Origin of the sequence: Mycobacterium sp. 1165178.9 (assembly GCF_001673555.1) — a bacterium.
GTDB lineage: Bacteria > Actinomycetota > Actinomycetes > Mycobacteriales > Mycobacteriaceae > Mycobacterium.
The window spans coordinates 1-17,059 of the sequence record NZ_LZMB01000585.1; the positions used below are offsets into that span (position 1 = coordinate 1).

Here is a 17,059-nt window from a genome sequence, read left to right on the forward strand (position 1 = left end):
GGCAGGGAGCCGAATTCGACGGTGCGCGGGCACTTGTACCCGGCCAGGTGAGCCCGGCAGTACTCGACGAGTTCGGCCTCGAGCTCGGGTCCGGGCACCACGCCGCCGGCCGGCTGCACGACGGCCTTGACCTCTTCGCCGAACTCGTCGTTGGGAACCCCGAAGACCGCCGCGTCGAGCAGCTTGGGATGCATGACGAGCAGATTCTCCACTTCTTGCGGGTAGATGTTGACCCCACCGGACACGATCATGAACGTCGACCGGTCGGTGAGGTACAGGAATCCGTCGTGGTCGACATAGCCCATGTCGCCGAGCGATCGCCACCCGCGGTCGTTGTAAACCGACGCGGTCTTGGCGGGATCCTTGAAGTACTCGAATTCCGGCCCACCTTCGAAATAGAGCTCGCCGGATTCGCCGACGGGAAGTTCTTGCCCGTCTTCGCCGAGCACGTGCACCGGCGCCATCGGAATCCCCACCGAACCCGGATGCGCGAGCCAATCCTGCGGCCCGATCGTGGTTCCCGCGAATCCCTCTGTGCCGCCGTAGTATTCGTGAATTATGGGCCCGAACCACTCCATCATCCGGTGCTTGACATCGACCGGGCACGGTGCCGCCGCGTGAATGACGCAGCGCAAGCTGGACACGTCGTAGCGTTCCCGGATAGCCGCGGGCAACTTGAGCATGCGCACGAACATCGTCGGGACGAACTGCGCGTGGGTCACCCGGTGGGTCTCGATCAGCCGCAACACCTCCTCTGCGTCGAACTTGCGCATGAGGATCGACGCCGCGCCCACCCGGTTGGCCGCCATGGTGTAGTTCACCCCCGCCGCGTGATACAGCGGCGCGGGGGACAGGTACACACTCGAGGCGCTCATGCCGTATTTGTGGATCAGTGCCATCTCGAGCACCGACTGCGCCCAGGACCCGTTGCCGTCGACGGGAAGCGGTCGACGCACCGCCTTGGGCCGTCCCGTGGTGCCGGACGAGTAGAGCATCTCCGATCCGTCCGATGCCGGCGGCGCCTCGCCCGCCGCCCCCAGCGCGTCTTCGTAGGATCGCCAGCCCGGCAGGGGGCCACCCACGCAGAGATGCGCGACCACATCGGCGTTGGCATCGCGGATGTGCGCGGCCAGATCGGGCATCGAGGCATCGACGAAGACGGCCTTGGCGTCCGAGTCGTCGATGACGTAGCTGGCCTCGTCGGGGATGAAGTGGGTGTTGACTGCGGTGTAGTATAGTCCGGAAAGCTGGGCGCCCCAAGTGATTTCGAAGAACTCCGGCCGGTTGGGCAGGACCAGCGCCACACCGTCGCCGCGGCGCAGCCCCGCGTCGTGCAGTGCGGCGGCCACCCGTTGGCTGCGGGCGTACAGTTCGCCGAACGAGATCGTGCCGCCGTCGGTGACCAGGGCCGGTGACTGTGCGGCTGTCATCGCATGGTCGGCGATATTCACCAGCGGTCCTAAGTTGTTGCGGCGCCGTCGGTCTGGGCGGCGGCCGCGGCCTGGCGGCGGGCCTGCTCGGATGGCAGCACCTTGTCCTTGAACACCGTCTGAATCAGCTCCTGCACATCCTTGCTGATCGAGGCGAGCGCGACGAGATCGTTGGAGCTCTGCCAGTGCACCCGCATGCCCATCAGCTCCCAGGCGCGCTTGAGGTTGGCCTTGGTGGCCAGCAGGGTCGTCATCGGCGCCTGGGCGATGTGGCGGGCGATGGCCTCGACCCGATCGTCGAGCTGGTCGCGCGGGACGACCTCGTTGACCAGGCCGACGTCGAGAGCCTTCCTGGCGTCGATCACCTCGGCGAGGTACAGGTAATAGGCGGCGCGGCGCCAGTTCATGAACACCCAAGGCTCGATGGAGCATTCGCCCGACGGCATGCCGAAACCCTGCAGGGGCGGGTAGGAGAAGTACGCGTCCTCCGATGCGACGACGATATCCGTCGTCAGCCCGTAATGGGTGCCGCCGCCAACGCAATACCCGTGCACCTGCGCGATGGTTGGCTTGGAGAATTCCCACAGGTTCAGGATCGGCTTAACGAACAGGTCGGTCTGCGGTTTCCACGGCGTACCCATCACCTTGGCGCCCTCGACGAACGCCGGGTAGTCGACGGCGTTGTTGCCGATGGCGTGTCCCGAGCAGAAGCCCTTGCCGTTGGCCTTCATGATCAGCACTTTGATGTCGTAGTCGCGGTCGGCGTCCAGCAGCGCGGCGTCCACCTCTTCGGCCAGCTTCTGGTCCTGGGCGTTGGCCTTCTCCGGCCAGTTCAACGTGACGCGGGCGATCGGGCCCTCTTTTTCGTAGATGATTCTCTCGCGGGTCTCGTTGAGATCCATAAGGCTTTACCTCTCCTCGTTATGACGTGATGACGCCGATTTCGGCGCCGATGTCGTAGGTGGTCCCGACCTGGCCCGTCCAGCTGACGGTGCCGGACGCTCCCGCTTCGATCTCCTGTTCCACCTTCTCAGTGGCGATCACGTAGATCGGCGTGCCCGCCTCGACGTGCTCGCCGGCCCCCACCAGCAGTCCGGTGAGTTCGGCTTCGGAGACCGCCACCGAGACGCGGGGGATGCGAATGATGAAGTCAGCCATGCACGTTCGCCCCCTTACACGCGCGCTGGGCCGCTTCCACGATGCGCGCCGGCGACGGATACACCTGTGCTTCGAGCGCCGCCGCTGCCGGGTTGGGCACGAACCGTGCGGCGACGCGCTCGATGGGCGCGGCGAGTTCGCCGAACAACTCGGCGGACAGGATCGCGGCGACTTCGGCTCCTGGACCCGCGAATTGGACCGCGTCGTGCACGATCACGGCTCGGCGAGTCCGCCGGACGGAGTCGACGATGGTTTCGACGTCCAGCGGCACCAGCGTGCGCAGGTCGATGACCTCGGCGCTGACGCCGCGCTCGGCCAGCGTGCCGGCGGCGGTGAGCGCGTCGTGTACGCAGCGCCCGTAGCCGATCAGGCTCACGTCGGTGCCGGGCCGCTTGATGTCGGCCTGGCCGAGCGGGATGGAGAAGCCGGGGTCGAGGGGGACGGGCCCCTTCTTGCCCTGCAACCGGATGGTTTCGACGAACAGGCAGGGGTCGGGGTCGAAGATCGCCGACGTCAGCAGGCCTTTCCCGTCGCGCGGGGTGGACGGCACGATGACCTTCATGCCGGGGATGTGCATGAACCACGCCTCCAGGCTCTGCGAATGCGTCGCGCCGGTGGCCAGCCCCGCGTAGACCTGGGTGCGGACGGTAATCGGCGCCGACGTGCGGCCGGCGGTCATGAACCGCAGTTTGGCGGCGTTGTTGATCAGCTGGTCGGCGGCGATGCCGATGAAATCCATGATCATGATCTCAGCCACCGGTAGTAAGCCGTCGATGGCGGCACCGATTGCCGCGCCCAGGATCGCGGCCTCCGAAATCGGCGTGTCGAGGACGCGCTCGTGGCCGTACTTGGTGGACAGCCCCGCTGTCGGACCGGACGCGCCGGGGTCGGCGATGTCTTCACCGAGCAGGAATACCCTTTCGTCGGCCGCTAGCGCCTGATCCAGCGCGAGGTTCAGCGCCTCGCGCATCGTCATCTCTTTGTCGTCCATCGCCAATCCTCAGACCGGGAACCGGATTCCGGTCGCGTACACGTCGCGGTCGAGTTCGTCCGCCGTCGGCGGATCCGCGCTCATCACGGCCTGGAGGGCGGATTCCACCGCAGCCAGTGCCTCGTCGTCGATTCGGGCGAGTTCGTCTTCGCCACACACACCCGCGGCGGCAAGGTGGCGCCGGAAGCGCGGCACCGGGTCGGCGGCCATCGCCGCTTCGAGTTGTTCGGGGGGGATGTAGGGCATCCGGTCGCCGAAATAGTGGCCGCGGAAGCGGAATGTCACGCACTCGATGAAGGTGGGGCCCCGTTCATTCGAGTAGCCGCGCGCCCGCTGCAGCGCCGCGTCGAGCGCGGCCTTTACCGCCAGCGGGTCGTTGCCGTCGACGCGAACACCCGGCATTCCGTAACCGGCGGCGCGATCGGCCACCCGCTCGAGTTTCATGGTGTCGCCGGTCGGTGTCATCTCGGCGTACAGATTGTTCTGGCAGACGAACACGATGGGCAGGTCCCAGAGCGCGGCCATGTTGGCCGCCTCATGGAAGGAGCCGGTGTTGGTGGCACCGTCACCGAAGCTGACGACGGTGACACGATCGAGCCCTTTCCGCTTGGCGGCCATCGCCAGCCCCACGGCCACCGGTGGCCCGGCTCCGACGATGCCTGTCGAAAGCATCACGCCGGCCTCGGGTTTGGCGATGTGCATGGTGCCGCCCTTGCCCCGGCTCGCGCCGGCCGTCCGGCCCATCATTTCGCCGTAGATCTCCTCGAGCGGCACTCCCTTGCCGATGAGGTCGTGCAATCCGCGATAGGTGGTCACCAGCTGGTCGTCGGGCCGCAGCGCGACACCCATCGCGGCGGCGATTGCCTCCTGACCGCGCGACGGCCAGTACACGCACATGAATTCGCCGGTGCCGATCCCCTTGGACAGCCGGTCGTCGGCCGCCTTCATCAGCACCATGAGCTCATACATGCGCCGTTGCATCGAGCGCTCGTCGGTCATCGCGCAGTCCCGTTGTGGTGCAGCCCGATTGGTGACACTGCCGTCACGCGCCCGACCACGGCTTGACCTTGAGGAAACCGCCGCCGTCCACCCGGAGTTGCTGGCCGGTGATATAGCGGGCGGCGTCGGATGCCAGGAACAGCACCGCCTCGCTGATGTCCTCGGGCTCGACGTAGGGGATCGGCATCGCCTGGACGAAGGGAAAGATGGGTTCGGCGTCCTCGCGGGTCGGCTCCTTCAGGTCGGGCCGGAAGGCCCGGTACATCGGCGGACTGTGCAACATGTCGGTGTTGACGTTCGTCGGATGCACCGCGTTCATCCGGATGGAGAACGGGGCTAGCGCCAGGGCGAAGTCGTTGACATAGTGCGCGGCAGCCAGTTTCGCGAAGGCATACCCGGCCCGGCCGGGGCCGCCGTCGATGCCGGTGGTGTTCATCGACGACATGAAGGCGGCGTTGGAACCGATCACCACGATCGACGCGCCGGCCTCGAGGTGTTTGAGGCTGGCATGGACGAGGTTGAGCACGCCGACCAAATCCACGTCCACCGCGTCGGCGAAAGCCTTCGGTGGCAGGCCCGCGGTCAATGGGCAGATGCCGGCGTTGGCCACCACGACATCGAGGTGGCCGAACTCGGCGACGCCCTCGTCGATGGCCGTGGACAGCGCGACGCGGTCGCGGACGTCGGCGATCGCGGTGTAGGCGCGCTGCCCCTCCTTTTCCACCAGCCGCGCCGTTTCGTCCAGGTCCTCGGGGCGCGCCAGGGGATACTCATTGGTGTCGATGTCCGCGCAGAGGTCTACGGCAATGATGTCCGCGCCTTCGGCGGCCAGCATTCGCGCGTGTGAGCGGCCCTGACCGCGCGCGGCGCCACTGATCACGGCCACCTTGCCCGTTACCCTGCCCATCGCCCGTCCTTCGTCCGTGTGTCTACACCACGACCCGCGCTGGGGCCCAACGCCATTCACTGCATCGGCTGCTTCTGCGGCGGGAATGAATCGACTGCTCGCCCGTCCGCGCCGGACTACGGCACCCAGTCAACGCGGCGGGCGTCGAACTGAGACCTTCCGTCGGCTCCATCGCATCTCTTCCACGAAAACCTGCGCTGACCTGCAGATGGGCTATCACTACGCCCAAGACTAGCTAGAATATCTAAAATAGCAAGGAATGGACCCGACGGAGGAGTGGCGATGTCTGGCCTGCACGCAGGAGTCCTTCAAGGTGTGCGGATTGTCGAATTGGCCTCGTGGACCTACGTGCCCTCTGCCGGTGCCGCCCTGTCGGACTGGGGCGCCGACGTCATCAAGGTGGAAGGCGTCGCCACGGGCGATCCCGGGCGGGCGCTGGTCGTCGGCGGGTTCACCCGGCAAGCGGCCCGCCCGGATGCCGACTTCATTCTCGAGCTGGGCAACCGCGGCAAGCGCAGCATCGCCATCGACATCAAATCGGATACGGGCAGGGAGCTGTTCGGCCGGCTATTGGCCAGTGCGGATGTGTTCTTGACCAATTGGCTGCCAGGCGCGCTCGAACGGGCCCGGCTGACCGTCGAGGACATCCGCTCGTTCAACCCGAAGATCATCATCGCGCGGGGCACCGGCCTGGGCGTCCGCGGTCCCGATCGCGATCGGGGCGGATTCGATGCCGCGACGTATCTGGCGCGCGGTGGGGTCGCCTACACGCTCACGCCGTTCGGCAGCGAGACCCCCGCGGTCCAGGGGCCCGGCTTCGGTGACTTGCAGGGCGGCGCAACGCTGGCCGGTGGGGTGTGCGCGGCGCTGTTTCATCGGGAGCGCACCGGCGAACCGACCATAGTCGACTCCTCGCTGCTGGCGCAGGCGATGTGGTCAATCGCGCCATCGATTTCGGCCGCCGACTTCTTCGATATCGATGGCATTCCGGGCGCACCGCCGGGGCTGGCCATCAATCCGCTCGTCAACCGGTACAAGACCAAAGACGGGCGGTGGATCCAGCTGGTGTTTCTGCAGCCCGACAAGTTCTGGGCGGGCTTCTGCCAGCGCATGGGACTTGCGGAACTGGCCGACGATGAGCGATTCGTCCCGTCCGGCAACCTGATCGCCAATGCGGCGCTGGCGACCGAGCTGTTGGCGAATACTTTCGCGCGTCACGACCTCGCACACTGGCAGGCGGTGCTCGAAGACGAGCCGGGCGTGTGGGGCGCGCTGGCCACCCCGCGCGAAACCCTCAACGACCCGCAAGTCGAACCGAACGGATACGTGGTCACCAACGTCGACGACCACGGTGAGAAGTACCGAATCGTTGCCGCGCCAGTGCAATTCAACGAGACGCCGCCTGCTCCCGCGCGCGCCCCGGAGCACGGGCAGCATACCGAGGAGATCCTGCTGGAACTCGACATCGACTGGGACGACATCGCCAAGGCCAAGGAGTCCAAGGCCATTCTCTAGTGCGCAAGGTGCAACCGGTAATTGCGCTGCTTCACAGCCTTTTCCGATACCATCTGTCGCGATTTTCTTGATGAGCAACCGATTCCGATACGGTCACGGCCGTGTCTCAATGTCAATGGTGGACTGGCACAACGCGACGGATCCGCAAATCATTGCACAGGGCGCTTTTTGGGGATTGCGGCCGCGACGAAGCGTACCGCACAAATTCCTGCCGCTATGCGAATAGCGGTTTCGCAAGGGCGCAGCAGGAGGTATCACACAGCATGACGTCGAACTGGGTCCCCGCCCAAACTTCGTGTGGCCCGAATTCGGGTCGCATTCTCGACACCGCGCGGGGCATTCTCATCGGGCTTCGCCGGTGTCCTTCCGATGCCGCTTTGGACGAATTGCACAGCGCGGCGATACGGCACAAGGTACCGGTATTCGCCATGGCATGGGCGCTGGTCCATTTGGCCGGCGACGGCGAGAAGACTCCCAGCTTCGTCGACGCGCAGTCCGCAGCCCGCCACGAGTGGGGCGCGCTATTCAAATCCGCCGCTCTGACCTATTGACGGCGCCAAGACGTTGGGGCGGCCGAGCTTCGAGGGGTTGCCCGGCCGCTTCCAACTACCCATCGATCCGACAGCCTATTCGGACGGTAGCGCTTTGGCTCTCGACTAACGGCAGGCTATTTCGGCGGCGGCAGCTGGCGCGGGCCATCGGGCGGATCCAATTCCGGTGGCCCGTCACGCTTCGTCAGCGCTCGCCGATGGGCGCCGTCGGCGGATTCCACGGACAACCGCCCCGGATCATCGCCGGACCGCCGTGGCAAGGGCGATGCGGAATCGCGACCCGCCATCTGCCGGCGTGCTCGGCTCCGGGGTTCTTGCCGCGATGAGGTGACGAATTCCGTTTTCGCCGAGCTTGTTTCAGCACTCGCTGGGTGCCCAGACAGCTGGGTGCCCGTTGCCTCGGAGTTGACCGCCACCTTGCGGGAGCGCTTGAGGGTGAACGTGATTTCCTCGGTTTCTTCGAGGACGCCTTCGAAGGCCTGGCGGGCGGTGCGCAGCGGCGCGGTGGTGGTGTCGATCACCTTCGCCACGATCGGCGGCACCAGCGGGCGAATCCAGCGGGCTGCGCTCCTGGTGGCGTCCGGGATCGACGGGATCAACGGGGCATGATGTTCCTCGTGAGCTTCGACCTCGCCGGCCGGCGACGCGGGAGCAGGCAGGTTCTCCGGAATCTCTGGGGTTTGGGCAATAGTCGCGGCCGGTTCCGGAGCGGGCAGTTGGGCGATCGCCCGGCTGGCCGCCTCGGCCTCGGCGGCGATCGGCAGATACACGTCGTCGTCGCCCGGGCCGAAGGCTCGCTGCGACGGCGCGTGCACCGCAGCGTCCAACGCCTCGGAAACCCGGCGGCGTTGCGCCTCGCGGTCGATCTCGGTCTGCGCGGCAATGGCAAGCCGAGCCTGCGTCAGTTGGTGCTCGGCCCAGAGGATTTCGGCCTCGCGGCGCACCTCGGCACGCTTGACCGCGATGGCGGTGTCCGCGTCGAGTTCGGCGCGTTCACGCGCGGCACGGGAGGACGCACGGCGATCGTGGGTGGTCTCACCGCGCCACAGACTCAGGATCAGGGGCGTCACGTAAAGCAGCACGCACAGCGCGATCGTCACCAGCCGCAGGGTCAGTGCCCCGGCGCCGGCGGCAGTGATGTCGTTCATCGCGACCCAACGTGCGCCCAGGCCGTGGTCCGCGTCCGCCACGACACCGCTGCGTGCGTCCCGCAGCGCTAGCTCTTCTCGTGAAATCGTGGCGTCCAGGTCCGGTGCGCGGCTGTCCCGCGCCGCCAGCGCGGTGTCCAACTCATGCTGGGCATCCGCGAGCAGCTCGTTGGCCGTGCGTGTTTCCGGTCCGGCGCCGGGATCACCGGTGATCCGGGTCGCCGGGCAGCCGGGCGTGGGATGGTATTCGCAGCGGGCGACGACCAAGGCCTTGTCCTGGCGGTCATGGGCCTGCGCGACCGCGTTGTCGAGCTCGGAGCGGGCGGCCCTGGATTGCTGCAGGGACGCCGACGCCTGCGCGACGGTGGGGGCCGATTCGGCGTTGCGCGATGCTCGTTCGTCGAGACGATGGTCGATCGAGCTGGACAGTATGGCCAGCCCCGCAAGTTCACCGACGACGACGCCCACCGCCGCCGCCACGGCGGCGCGGCCCACGACACCGGGGCGGCTCCGTTCCGGCCCAGGGATGGTGCCGCGGGCGACGGCGCCGACCAGCAGGCCGAAGACAAGGGTGAGCGGCAGGACGGCCGGCAGCGGCCAGCGAGCCGACTCGCTGATCGCCAGCGTCGCCACCAGCCAGGCCAGCGCCGCACCCGACAACACGACCGCGCCGGCGACGGCGTGGGTGGACCGTTCGTGACGCTCACCCAGCTCGCGCCGGTGTCCGCCACCGAGCCAGATGAGGGCCGCCGAGACCTGCGCCAGGCCCGCGCGCTGTTCAGTTAGTTCCTGGGGCATGAGACTGAAAAACACCTCCACCATCAAGCCTTGCAGGCGACCGCCCGACAGATCGAATCGAAGCGCCTCGTCTGTGATGCGCTTCACAAATCCGCGGAATCGACACTGATCGCCCCCCGGCACCGATTGGGTTTGCTGGTCCGACGAGAGGGGATCTGACGCGCGATTCGTGCGACGCGAGCAGATCAGCGACCGTTCCGGCAGGCGACATGAGACGGTATAAGCCTATGACGAATCACGATTATGTCACCTACGAAGAGTTTGGCCGCAGGTTCTTCGAGGTCGCCGTCACTCCGGAGCGGGTCGCCGCGGCGCTCGCCGACATCGCCGGTAGCGAGTTCGCCATGGAGCCGATTGCCCAGGGGCCCGGGCGGATCGCCAAAGTGAGTGCCAACGTCAAAATTCAAGAGCCCCGGGTGACACGCCGGCTGGGGGAGAGCATCACCTTCGTCATTCACATTCCGCTCTCGATCGACCTGCTGGTCGACCTATGGCTCGACAAGCAACGTTTTGTGGTGTCCGGGGATATTCAATTGCGCGCGACCGCGCGAGCGGCCGAACCACTGTTGCTGATCGTCGATGTCGCCAAACCGCGGCCTTCCGACATCACCGTCAACGTCTCATCCAAGTCGATACGTGGCGAGGTGCTGCGGATCTTGGCCGGTGTCGACGGTGAGATCCGGCGATTCATCGCGCACTATGTCGCCACCGAGATCGACGCGCCCCAATCACAGGCGGCGCAGATCATCGACGTGTCCCAGCAACTGGAGCAGGTCTGGCCCTGAGCGGTCCGGCTTACGAATACGCGCGACGCCGTCGGGGTACCCAGCCATGGTTGTGCGTTCTAATCGCCAGGGAGGAAGACGTTGGCTCGCGTAGATGTCTCGGTGTCGTCGCAGGTGGAACCGGAGGCCGCTTGGAAGCTGGCGTCCGACCTGGATCGATTCGATGAGTGGATGACGATTTTCGCCGGGTGGCGGGGGCCGGTGCCCGACACGATCGAAGAGGGCACGTGTGTGTCGTCGTGCGTCAAGGTCAAGGGCTTCCGCAACGTCATCCACTGGAAGGTCACCCGCTACGACGAGCCCAAAGCGATTGAGCTGCAGGGACGCGGGCGTGGCGGTATCCGCCTCACGGTGGCGATGAACGTCACCGACGATCACCCCGGGTCGACGTTCCACCTCACCGCCGACCTCGGTGGCGGATTACTCAGTGGACCGGTCGGAGGATTGGTCGCCCGGGTGCTGCGCTCCGACGTACAAAAGTCTGTGAACAACCTCGCGGCCCTGCGATAGCCGCTCCGCTATCGCATTCTTCGGCCGAGGACCAATTCCCGTTCGGCGTCGCGGATTCGCCTGCCGTCCATGGCAAGCCAGGACAGACCGGCCCCGAACCCGAGCATGGAGATGATGGCGGAAACAACGCCCGCGCCTGCCTCGCCGAGGGCGAAATTCGTCACGCAGACCGCGAACGCCAGCGCGGCCGCCGCGACCACGAGCAGCCCGGGTGTTCGCGCCGCGGCCAATCCGTGCGGATACCGGCCCGCGGTCCGATCGTGGTCGACAGGGCTGTGCCTCATTGGCGTCTCCTCTGCTGTCACATCCGTTTCGACCGATGTGTTTTCAGCTACCCGAAAGGCCGTTCGGACAAACGACTTGGCGGAGGTGACGCGTGCCCGCGGTCAGAGTGTTTGGTGGCGCCCGAAGTACTTGTGGTCCTCGCTGTAGCCGCCGTAACCGCTGCCGATGTCGCGGTAGTCGGCGACGAACTCGATGCCTTTGATCCACTTCACCAATTTGAAGCCGTGCTGCAATTCGTTGCGCAGCCGCAGCGGCCTGCCGTGCATGTAGGGAAGCTGCTGGCCGTTCATGTTGTAGGCCAGCATCGTCATGTGGTGGTCCATCTGACCGATGTGGTGGGCGTTGTAGTAGATGCCACCCGTGGCGCCCAGACCCATCGAATAGAAGACCGCCCATTTCGCTTCGGGAAGCGGTTTGACGATGTCCATGATCGTTTTCATCTGCACGCCACCCCATTTGGCGACGCCTGACCACGCCTGGATGCAGAAGTGCTGGCTGATCTGCTCGTGGTAGGGCAGCGCCATCAAATCCTCGAGCGAGAATTCCATCGGGTGCTCGACCAGGCCGTAGACCTTCAGCCGCCAGTCCTTGAAGTCGTCGCGCTCCAGCTCCTTGTATTCGACGGTCTCCGGCAGGCGCCCATTGCGCCAGTGGTGCGGCGAGATGTCCTTTTCGGTGAAGGCGCCGGGCTTGGGGTCCAGCTGCTCGAGCACCCGTTGGAAGGGACCCACCAGCGCGTAGCCGACCCGCTGCACCACCCGGGGGTGCTTGATGGTGAAAGGAGTAGCCCAAACCCACGCAATCGCGGTCACCACCATGGCCGCGGCGAAGATCCCGAAGCCAACCCAGCTGTTGTCGTCGCGGGCGGCGAACATGTGGTTGAGATTCCGCAGGGCCTCGGTCGTCAACACCATCGTCACGTGCACCAGGATGAAGAACAGGAAGTACACCAGCACCACGAAGTGCAGCGAGCGTGCGTGCTGAATGCTCAGGCGTTTGCTCAGCCAATGAACGCGCTGCGACAGCGCCGGCGACATCCCAAGGCCGGTGATCAGCGCGGCCGGGGCGGCGATGAAGACGGTGGTGAAGTAGGCCAGCAACTGCAAGCCGTTGTAAGCGACCCAGCCGTTGTCGATCGGCCAGTCCAGCGACATGTACTGAATCGCTACTGACGCTGCGTTGGGGAAGACGTCCCAGCTGGTCGGCACGATGTGGCGCCACTGTCCGGTTGTGAACAACAGCACGTAGAAGACCGCCCCGTTGAGGAGCCACAACACGTCGACGCCGAGGTGCCACCACCGCGCCAATCCGATGGAGTGCCGAAATCCCGGCAGTCCGAGTTGCGGCGGCAGTGCGACGGTGTCGGCGTTGGCGGTCCACAGTTCGTCGTCCGGCACGGGCGGGCCGACCCGCAGCCACTCGTCCTTGCCCGGGGTCGCGTTGCGGCTGAAGTACAGCCGCGGGTGGTCGCAGAGAATCTGGATCCCCGTCCTGATGATGAACATCATCATGAAGAGGTTGAAGAAATGCGTCCAGCCGATCCAAGCCGGTAAGCCCGTGGGAACACCGGCGCTGTCGGTGCCGGGATAACGCGCGATGAACGACTGCACCGCGGGCACATTGTGCAGGCCTTTGCCGATCGCCACCGACGCGATCAACACGGCAAAGCCGATCGGGATCAACCACAACAGGTTGAACCAGCGGTCCCGTCCAACCCGCAGCTTGGGAGCGGTGGCCCGCCTGCTGAGATCGAAGCCACCGCCGTAATGCTCGACATCGATAGTGTCGTGGGCGGTATGTATCTCGTTCCGATAATCGGGATCGGACGTCAGCGGGGTGCCCACCGCCGCCGTCGAGACTGAGCCGTTCCCCACCGGATCAACGTGTTTGCTTTCGGCCTGCGTCACGGGCTTGAAAATACACCAAGAAGCCCGAATAAATCCAAGTCAGATTGGAAAAAAGGGCCCGCCGCGGCCCCCCTTCCGGCCGGGTGTTCGTCGACAACAGTTGCCTGGGGGCAGAATCTGACTCGGTGTAGATGACTGCTCCCGCAACTACCTCCGGAAAACCTGAATCCCTCCGCAAACTCGGTTTCCTTGCCGATTGCTGTGAATTCTGTCATAACCTCCTAGCAGCCGTCGCTAGACGGTGTCGCGAGGCAACAGGCGCCGCACCGGGTGGGTCTCGATGGCGTTGATCGTCAATAACCGGCGGCTGATCCGCCAACCCGCGTCGGTCAAGAGATACTCGTCGTCGTAGCGCAGGTGCCACGCCACGTCTACCAGGTCGTCGTCGCGCTGGTTCCAGTGGTGCGCGACGGCAGCGATTCGCCCGCGGGCGGTACCGGGCTGCGCGAACGCGTCGTACACCTCACCGATGACCGCGTGCTCGGTGCGGGCGACCGCGGCGACGGCCGCGACCGCGGTGGTGATGGACGGCCGGCCGCGATGCGCCTGGACCGGCCGCAGATCGGCTGGGGGCGCGGGCACCAACAGCTCGGCATCGTCAGTGAAAAGTTCTGCAGCAGCGGCGAATTCGCGGTCATCGACGTAGGCGGCATACCGGTGCACCAGATCGCTCAGTGCGGTCCGCTGTTCGGCCGGAAGCGTCATGAGCTCAACGACAGCCGTTGCGCACTCGCCGACAACAGGTCCTTCGCGTGCTCGATGTCAGTGGTCGGCGGCATGGCCAGCACCAGACGGTCGGCACCCTGGTCGACGAGGGCGGCCGCGCGCTCGGCATCTACCTTGGTGACCGCGTGCCCCAATGACACCTCGAGCGTCGCCGGGTCACGGTCCGCCGACGATGCCTCGTCGCGCATGAGCGCGATCAGCGACGCGAGCCGGGGCCCGGTGACGCCCAGCGGCTGGAAGCCGTCGCCAAGGCGTCCGGCGCGGCGCGCGGCGGCTCGGCTGTGTCCGCCGATGTGAATCGGGAGACGCTCCGCGGCAACGGGTTTCGGGTAGCACATGACATTCTCGAAGTCGAAGAACTCGCCCGTGAAGGACGCTCCGTCGGGCCGCTGAGCCCACAACTCCCGCATGACGGCGAGCTGCTCATTCGCCCGCCGGCCCCGGCTCTCGAAGTCCACATCGCAGGCGGCCAGCTCCTCCTTGAGCCAGCCCACGCCCACACACAGCCGCAGCCTGCCACCCGACAGGGCGTCGACGGTGGCGGCCCGCTTGGCCAGCACCACCGGGTGGTGGTTGGGCAGCACCAGCACGCCGGTGGCCAGCCCAAGGCGGCTGGTGTGGCCGGCCAGAAACGCAAGCAGGTCAAGCGGATCCGGGATGGGGCAGTCCGGTGCCAGGCCGACGCGTCCCGAATTGTCGTAGGGATAGACGCTGTCGTAGCGGGTGACCAACACGGTGTGTTCGACAGCGACGATTGATTCGAACCCGCACGCTTCGAGGTGGCGCGCGAAGGCCACCATCCAGTCGGGGTCCGCGGTGACACTGTCGCCGACCGGGGCCACGACTGAGACCTTCATGGTTTTCGAAGCTAACAAGGCTCGAGCCGGGACGACTAGCGGGCCGCGCTTTCCGCGGCGACCGGCGCGATCGCCGCCCGCACGGCCTCGGCGAGCGCGGCGGTGCGGCGATCGGCGAACACGTCCTCCAGCATCACCGCGCGCCCGTCGGGACCGGTCAGCGGCACCCGCCAGTTGGGGTACTCGTCGGTGGTGCCGGGCTGATTCTGGGTCCGGCGGTCACCGACGGCGTCCGTCAGCGCCACGCCCAGCAGGCGTGACGGCGTCCTGCCCAGGTAGCGGTACAGGGCCACCACGACCTGCTCGGGTTCTTCTTCGCCTTCCTCGAGCAACCCGACCCGCCGCAGCTCGGCCATCCACGCCGCCAGCTCGGCCCGGCCGGACTCCAGCTCCTCTTCGGCGGGACGGGTCAGCAGACCGAGCGAATCGCGCAGCCGCACATGGTCACCCGCCAGATAGCCGGCCGTCGGAGGCAGATCGTGCGTGGTGACCGAGGACAGGCAGTACTCGCGCCAACGCTCAGCGCGGAGCGGAGCTCCGCCGGCACTTGGGTCGTCGCGGTCCAACTCGAACCAGAGGATCGAGGTCCCCAGCAACCCGCGCAACAAAAGGTAGTCGCGCACCCACGGCTCGACCGTGCCGAGATCCTCGCCGACGACGACCGCGTCGGCCCGGTGCGCTTCCAGCGCGACGATGCCGATCATGGCTTCGTGGTCGTACCGAACGTAGGTGCCTTCGGTGGGTGAGTTACCCCGCGGGATCCACCAGAGGCGGAACAGCCCGATGATGTGGTCGATGCGCACCCCACCGGCATGGCGCAACACCGCGCGGATCAACGCGCGAAAAGGCCGATACTCGTGCTCGTCCAACCGGTCTGGGCGCCAGGGCGGCTGGGACCAGTCCTGGCCGAGCTGGTTGAACTCGTCCGGCGGCGCGCCGGCGGTCACGCCCAGCGCCATCACATCCTGCAGCGCCCAGGTGTCTGCGCCGCTGGGGTGCACGCCCACGGCCAGGTCATGCATGATCCCCAGCGACATGCCGGCCCGGATCGCCTGTGACTGCGCCGCGGCAAGCTGCTCGTCGAGTTGCCATTGCAGCCAGCGGTGGAAATCGACTGTGTCCGAATGCTTTTTGACGAACTCCGCAACCCCGGACGCGTCCGGGTGCTGTAGCGCTTCGGGCCAGGAACGCCAGTCCGCGCCATACTTTTCGGCCAGCGCGCACCAGGTGGCGAAGTCGTCCAGGGCGCGGCCCTCGCGGTCGCGGAACGCGGCGTAGGACAGCTCCCGACCCGCCGACCGCGGTTCCTGATGCAGCAGCTTGAGTGCTGCCCGCTTCGCCGCCCATGAGCTGTCGCGGTCGATGGCGTCGACGCGGCCGGCAAGCTGCTGGACCTCGGAGCGCAGCCGGCGGACCCGGCTGCGCTTCGTCAGGTCGGCGAATTCGGGGACCGCCTCGACGTGAAGGTAAATCGGGTTGAAGAAGCGCCGCGAGGTCGGCAGGTACGGCGAAGGCTCCATCGGCTTGGTCGGGGCCGCCGCGTGCAGCGGATTGACCAAGAGATAGTCGGCGCCATGGCGCGACGCCGACCACACCGCCAGGTCGGTCAGATCGGTCAGATCGCCGACACCCCACGACTGCCGTGACCGCACGCTATAAAGCTGAGCGGCCAGGCCCCACCCGCGGCGGGAGCCCAGGCGCTCCGGCAGCCCTAGCCAGTCCGGCGTGACGATCAGCGCGGTGCTGGTCTCCGAGTCGCCGGAGCGCAGGTGTACCCGGTGATAGCCCAGCGGCAGATGGGCGGGCAGCAGAAAGCTGGCCTCGCCGACCCAGCGGCCGTCCAAGTCGAACGGCGGGGTGAAGTTGTCCACCTGTTCGACGCCGGCGCGCACCGTGCCGTCTTCGAGCTGCAACCACACCTCGGCCGGATCGCCATGGGTGACGTGGGCCCAGAACCGGATCGGCTCGCCGGTACGCCCGACGATGGTCGCCGGCAGCCGGCGCGCCCAATGCGACCGCAACTTCGCGGTCAGCGCGACGTTGCGCTCCTGCTCGGTATCGGCCGCGACGCCGAGGGAACCCAACACGGCCTTCAGCGTGGCCTCGGAAACCCGCACCCGCTGGCCTGTCCAGTCCTCGTAATCCGTCGCGATGCCGTATCTCCGGGCAAGTTCGATCAGCGACGGCGCGAGTTCAGTCATACCGCCATCTTGCTGCCAGGATTCGCGAACCAGCGACTCGGACCCGGCGCAAGTCAGCCCATTCTTTGCTGGGCGGTGGCTTGTCCCTGATGAACGTCTGCTGCGGGCGCCGGTGCTTTGCGCTCGACAGGACGGAAGGCCGCGCGGCAACTACGATGCTCCAAGGAGACAAGGATACGGTGAGCTCATCCCTGGGGGAAAAGAAACTGCCAGCTCAGGGGCGTATGGCGCGGCCTGCCTCGCTGGGCTCCGGCGCGCTGGGTGCCGCCGGATCCGGGTGCATAAAGAGAT

The 17,059-nt window shown here is 66.5% G+C and carries 16 protein-coding genes; 4 read left to right on the plus strand and 12 right to left on the minus strand.

Going from position 1 to position 17,059, the window contains the following annotated elements; translation table 11 throughout:
- From A5652_RS25325 to A5652_RS25350, 6 genes are all read right to left on the minus strand, one after another.
- The coding region (locus A5652_RS25325; RefSeq protein WP_067358517.1) for an AMP-binding protein at positions 1-1,451 on the minus strand (1,451 nt) is incomplete at its 3' end.
- 8 nt (positions 1,452-1,459) lie between these two features.
- On the minus strand, positions 1,460-2,332 hold the full coding sequence (locus tag A5652_RS25330; RefSeq protein WP_067358518.1) for an enoyl-CoA hydratase-related protein: 873 nt from the start codon (positions 2,330-2,332) through the stop codon (positions 1,460-1,462).
- 19 nt (positions 2,333-2,351) lie between these two features.
- Positions 2,352-2,588, minus strand: a complete 237-nt coding sequence (locus A5652_RS25335) for a biotin/lipoyl-containing protein (protein ID WP_067123242.1) — start codon at positions 2,586-2,588, stop codon at positions 2,352-2,354.
- A complete protein-coding gene (locus A5652_RS25340) occupies positions 2,581-3,579 on the minus strand; it encodes an alpha-ketoacid dehydrogenase subunit beta (RefSeq protein ID WP_067358520.1) in 999 nt (332 codons plus the stop codon). The genes A5652_RS25335 and A5652_RS25340 overlap by 8 nt, the downstream gene beginning before the upstream one ends.
- 9 nt (positions 3,580-3,588) lie before the next feature.
- Positions 3,589-4,578: a thiamine pyrophosphate-dependent dehydrogenase E1 component subunit alpha gene (locus tag A5652_RS25345; RefSeq protein ID WP_067358522.1), complete on the minus strand. Its 990-nt coding sequence runs from the start codon at positions 4,576-4,578 to the stop codon at positions 3,589-3,591.
- Positions 4,579-4,621: 43 nt separating this feature from the next.
- The gene (locus tag A5652_RS25350) at positions 4,622-5,485 is read right to left on the minus strand and encodes a mycofactocin-coupled SDR family oxidoreductase (RefSeq protein ID WP_067358524.1); all 864 of its coding nucleotides are present in this window, start codon (positions 5,483-5,485) and stop codon (positions 4,622-4,624) included.
- Between the two features lie 282 nt (positions 5,486-5,767).
- Here A5652_RS25350 and A5652_RS25355 point away from each other — a divergent pair, with 282 nt between their 5' ends.
- Both A5652_RS25355 and A5652_RS25360 read left to right on the plus strand, forming a co-directional pair.
- Positions 5,768-7,000, plus strand: a complete 1,233-nt coding sequence (locus A5652_RS25355) for a CaiB/BaiF CoA-transferase family protein (protein WP_067358526.1) — start codon at positions 5,768-5,770, stop codon at positions 6,998-7,000.
- Positions 7,001-7,263: 263 nt separating this feature from the next.
- Complete coding sequence (locus A5652_RS25360; RefSeq protein ID WP_067358528.1) at positions 7,264-7,551, plus strand: ANTAR domain-containing protein; 288 nt, start codon at positions 7,264-7,266, stop codon at positions 7,549-7,551.
- A gap of 116 nt (positions 7,552-7,667) precedes the next feature.
- On the opposite strand, the gene A5652_RS25365 is transcribed toward A5652_RS25360, so the two are convergent.
- Positions 7,668-9,497, minus strand: a complete 1,830-nt coding sequence (locus A5652_RS25365) for a DUF4407 domain-containing protein (protein WP_067358561.1) — start codon at positions 9,495-9,497, stop codon at positions 7,668-7,670.
- A gap of 227 nt (positions 9,498-9,724) precedes the next feature.
- Between A5652_RS25365 and A5652_RS25370 the strand changes: the two genes are divergently transcribed.
- Both A5652_RS25370 and A5652_RS25375 read left to right on the plus strand, forming a co-directional pair.
- Positions 9,725-10,282: a hypothetical protein gene (locus A5652_RS25370; RefSeq protein ID WP_067358530.1), complete on the plus strand. Its 558-nt coding sequence runs from the start codon at positions 9,725-9,727 to the stop codon at positions 10,280-10,282.
- 81 nt (positions 10,283-10,363) lie between these two features.
- A complete protein-coding gene (locus A5652_RS25375) occupies positions 10,364-10,792 on the plus strand; it encodes an SRPBCC family protein (protein ID WP_082984078.1) in 429 nt (142 codons plus the stop codon).
- Between the two features lie 8 nt (positions 10,793-10,800).
- On the opposite strand, the gene A5652_RS25380 is transcribed toward A5652_RS25375, so the two are convergent.
- The 5 genes from A5652_RS25380 to malQ form a co-directional block, all read right to left on the minus strand.
- The gene (locus tag A5652_RS25380) at positions 10,801-11,076 is read right to left on the minus strand and encodes a hypothetical protein (protein WP_067358532.1); all 276 of its coding nucleotides are present in this window, start codon (positions 11,074-11,076) and stop codon (positions 10,801-10,803) included.
- A gap of 102 nt (positions 11,077-11,178) precedes the next feature.
- On the minus strand, positions 11,179-12,921 hold the full coding sequence (locus A5652_RS25385) for a molybdopterin-dependent oxidoreductase (protein WP_067358565.1): 1,743 nt from the start codon (positions 12,919-12,921) through the stop codon (positions 11,179-11,181).
- Between the two features lie 297 nt (positions 12,922-13,218).
- Positions 13,219-13,689, minus strand: coding sequence for a nuclear transport factor 2 family protein (locus A5652_RS25390; RefSeq protein WP_067358535.1), 471 nt, complete (start codon positions 13,687-13,689; stop codon positions 13,219-13,221).
- Positions 13,686-14,567 carry an LLM class F420-dependent oxidoreductase gene (locus A5652_RS25395; protein WP_067358537.1) on the minus strand — a complete coding sequence of 294 codons (882 nt, stop codon included), beginning with the start codon at positions 14,565-14,567 and terminating at the stop codon, positions 13,686-13,688. The genes A5652_RS25390 and A5652_RS25395 overlap by 4 nt, the downstream gene beginning before the upstream one ends.
- Positions 14,568-14,602: 35 nt before the next feature.
- Complete coding sequence (gene malQ / locus A5652_RS25400) at positions 14,603-16,768, minus strand: 4-alpha-glucanotransferase (RefSeq protein WP_067358542.1); 2,166 nt, start codon at positions 16,766-16,768, stop codon at positions 14,603-14,605.
- Positions 16,769-17,059: the final 291 nt, after the last annotated feature.

What these genes read in the sequence shown, in the direction of transcription:
- A5652_RS25330 (WP_067358518.1), bottom strand. Translation starts at nt 2,332, where the DNA reads ATGGATCTCAACGAGACCCGCGAGAGAATCATCTACGAAAAAGAGGGC.
- A5652_RS25395 (WP_067358537.1), bottom strand. Translation starts at nt 14,567, where the DNA reads ATGAAGGTCTCAGTCGTGGCCCCGGTCGGCGACAGTGTCACCGCGGAC.
- malQ (WP_067358542.1), bottom strand. Translation starts at nt 16,768, where the DNA reads ATGACTGAACTCGCGCCGTCGCTGATCGAACTTGCCCGGAGATACGGC.
- A5652_RS25340 (WP_067358520.1), bottom strand. Translation starts at nt 3,579, where the DNA reads ATGGACGACAAAGAGATGACGATGCGCGAGGCGCTGAACCTCGCGCTG.
- A5652_RS25335 (WP_067123242.1), bottom strand. Translation starts at nt 2,588, where the DNA reads ATGGCTGACTTCATCATTCGCATCCCCCGCGTCTCGGTGGCGGTCTCC.
- A5652_RS25345 (WP_067358522.1), bottom strand. Translation starts at nt 4,578, where the DNA reads ATGACCGACGAGCGCTCGATGCAACGGCGCATGTATGAGCTCATGGTG.
- A5652_RS25360 (WP_067358528.1), top strand. Translation starts at nt 7,264, where the DNA reads ATGACGTCGAACTGGGTCCCCGCCCAAACTTCGTGTGGCCCGAATTCG.
- A5652_RS25355 (WP_067358526.1), top strand. Translation starts at nt 5,768, where the DNA reads ATGTCTGGCCTGCACGCAGGAGTCCTTCAAGGTGTGCGGATTGTCGAA.
- A5652_RS25390 (WP_067358535.1), bottom strand. Translation starts at nt 13,689, where the DNA reads ATGACGCTTCCGGCCGAACAGCGGACCGCACTGAGCGATCTGGTGCAC.
- A5652_RS25365 (WP_067358561.1), bottom strand. Translation starts at nt 9,497, where the DNA reads ATGCCCCAGGAACTAACTGAACAGCGCGCGGGCCTGGCGCAGGTCTCG.
- A5652_RS25350 (WP_067358524.1), bottom strand. Translation starts at nt 5,485, where the DNA reads ATGGGCAGGGTAACGGGCAAGGTGGCCGTGATCAGTGGCGCCGCGCGC.
- A5652_RS25380 (WP_067358532.1), bottom strand. Translation starts at nt 11,076, where the DNA reads ATGAGGCACAGCCCTGTCGACCACGATCGGACCGCGGGCCGGTATCCG.
- A5652_RS25370 (WP_067358530.1), top strand. Translation starts at nt 9,725, where the DNA reads ATGACGAATCACGATTATGTCACCTACGAAGAGTTTGGCCGCAGGTTC.